Annotated in this window: 2 protein-coding genes; both read right to left on the reverse strand. The window is 65.0% G+C overall.

The window, feature by feature from the left end:
- Window positions 1-41: 41 nt before the first annotated feature.
- Window positions 42-1,940 (reverse strand): sulfate adenylyltransferase subunit CysN, encoded by a 1,899-nt coding sequence (gene cysN / locus MF134_RS23710; RefSeq protein WP_255341860.1) that lies wholly within the window; start codon window positions 1,938-1,940, stop codon window positions 42-44.
- Between the two features lie 2 nt (window positions 1,941-1,942).
- On the reverse strand, window positions 1,943-2,665 hold a 723-nt coding region (gene cysD, locus MF134_RS23715; RefSeq protein WP_255341861.1), incomplete at its 5' end, for a sulfate adenylyltransferase subunit CysD.

A 2,665-nucleotide genomic window follows, 5' to 3' on the forward strand; every position in this document is an offset into this window, starting at 1 on the left:
GCGGGACGCCGTTGCGTATGGCTGCCCCGCTCGGCTTGAGCTCACCCCAGATACCCGTGTTCTTCGAGATAGTGGATGACCTGTTCGGCAAGGTCTTCCGGCGGGGCCATGCCGGCGGCGAGGTTGATCTCGGCGGCCTCGGGGGGCTCGTAGGGGCTGTCGATGCCGGTGAAGTTCTTGATCCGGCCCTGACGCGCCTGCTTGTAGAGGCCCTTCGGGTCGCGCCTTTCGGCCACATGCAGCGGCGTGTCGACGAAGACCTCGACGAACTCGCCCGGCTCCAGAAGCTCGCGCGCCATCCGTCGCTCGGCCCGGTAGGGCGAGATGAAGGAGCACAGGACGATCACGCCGGCATCGACGAACAGCCGCGCCGTTTCGGCGACGCGGCGGATGTTCTCGACCCGGTCCGCCTCGGTGAAGCCGAGATCGCGGTTGAGCCCGTGGCGGATATTGTCGCCGTCGAGGAGATAGGTGTGCTTGCCCATGGCGAAGAGGCGCTTCTCGACGAGGTTCGCCACCGTCGACTTGCCGGCGCCGGAAAGCCCGGTGAACCACAGCGCCGCCGGACGCTGGGCCATCAGCTCGCCTCTGGCCTTCTTGTCGAGGTCGATCGCCTGCCAGTGGATGTTCGAGGCGCGGCGCAGCGCGAAGTCGATCATCCCGGCGCCGACCGTCAGATTGGAGAGGCGGTCGATGACGATGAAGCCGCCGGTCTGCGGGTTCTCGGCATAGGCGTCGAAGGCGATCGGCTCGCGGAACGACAGGTTCACCACCGACACCTCGTTCAGCGCCACCTTCTTGGCGGCCAGACGCTGGAACGAGTTGACGTCGACATTGTACTTGATCTCGGTGACCGAGCCCGACACCGTCCGCGTGCCGATCTTGAACAGATAGGAGCGGCCGGGCATCAGCGGCTCGTCATGCATCCAGATCAGATGCGCCGAGAACTGGTCGGCGACTTCCGGCCGGTGGGTGACCTCGCTCAACAGGTCGCCGCGCGAGATGTCGATCTCGTCGGCCAGCGTCACCGTCACCGCTTCGCCGGCGATGGCGCTTTCCTTCTCGCCGTCATAGGTCACGATCGCCTTGACGCTGGAGGTCCGGCCCGAGGCCGCGACCACGAGCTCGTCGCCCTTCGTCAGTTTGCCGGAGGCGATGGTGCCGGAATAGCCGCGAAAGTCGAGATTCGGCCGGTTCACCCACTGCACCGGCATGCGGAAGGGCTTGTGGATGGCATCGGAGCTGACGTCGACCGCCTCCAGATGCTCGATCAGCGTCGGCCCGTCGTACCAGCCGAGCTTCTCGCCGCGCTGGGTGACATTGTCGCCGAAGCGCGCCGACATCGGGATCGGCTGGATCGACTGGAAAGTCAGCTCGTGCGCGAAGGAATCGTAGTCGGCGAGGATCTTGTCGAAGACGTCCCTGGAATAGTCGACGAGGTCGATCTTGTTGATCGCCAGCACGACATTCTTGATGCCCAGCAGCGAGGCGATGTAGGAGTGCCGCCGCGTCTGGGTGAGGACACCCTTCCGCGCATCGATCAGGATGACCGCGAGATCGGCGTTGGACGCGCCGGTCGCCATGTTGCGGGTGTACTGCTCGTGGCCCGGCGTGTCGGCGACGATGAACTTGCGCTTGTCGGTGGCGAAGAAGCGATAGGCGACATCGATGGTGATGCCCTGCTCACGCTCGGCCTCGAGCCCGTCGACGAGGAGGGCGAAGTCGATGTCCTCGCCGACCGTCCCGTGCTTCATCGAATCCTTCTGGAGCGTCGCCAGCTGGTCCTCGAACAGGAGCTTGGTGTCGTAGAGAAGCCGGCCGATGAGGGTCGACTTGCCGTCGTCGACCGAGCCGCAGGTCAGGAACCGCAAGAGGTCCTTGGTCTCGTGGCGATGCAGATAGTCGGCGAAGGCGGCCGCGTCGAAATCCCGGTTGTCCATCTTCAAAAATACCCCTCGCGCTTCTTCTTCTCCATCGAGCCCGCCTCGTCATGGTCGATCAGGCGCCCGGAGCGCTCCGACGTGCGGGCGAGCAGCATCTCGTGGACGATCTCGGGGAGCGTGGCGGCGGGCGATTCCATCGCCGCCGTCAGCGGATAGCAGCCGAGCGTACGGAAGCGGATCAGCCGCATCTGAGGCGTCTCGCCTTCGTCGAGCGGCAGGCGCTCGTCGTCGACCATGATCCACTGGCCGTCGCGGGCGACCACCGGGCGCTCGGCGGCAAAGTACAAGGGCACGATCGGGATGTTCTCCTTCAGGATGTACTGCCAGATGTCGAGCTCGGTCCAGTTCGACAGGGGGAAGGCGCGGATCGACTCGCCCTTCTTCACCCGCGCATTGTAGAGGCTCCACAGTTCCGGCCGCTGGTTCTTCGGATCCCAGCCATGGTTCTGGGTCCGGAAGGAGAAGATCCGCTCCTTGGCTCTGGACTTCTCCTCGTCGCGCCGCGCTCCGCCGAAGGCGGCGTCGAAGCCGTACTGGGTCAGCGCCTGCTTGAGCGCGTCGGTCTTCATGATGTTGGTATAGACCGACGAGCCATAGTCGAAGGGATTGACGCCTTGCGCGATCCCCTCCTGGTTGGTGTGGACGATGAGGTCCATCCGCGCATCCGCCGCGGCCTGATCGCGAAAGGCGATCATCTCCCGGAACTTCCAGGTCGTGTCGAC

This window comes from Jiella marina (genome assembly GCF_024359545.1).
Classification (GTDB): Bacteria; Pseudomonadota; Alphaproteobacteria; order Rhizobiales; family Rhizobiaceae; genus Jiella.

What these genes read in the sequence shown, in the direction of transcription:
- cysN (WP_255341860.1), bottom strand. Translation starts at nt 1,940, where the DNA reads ATGGACAACCGGGATTTCGACGCGGCCGCCTTCGCCGACTATCTGCAT.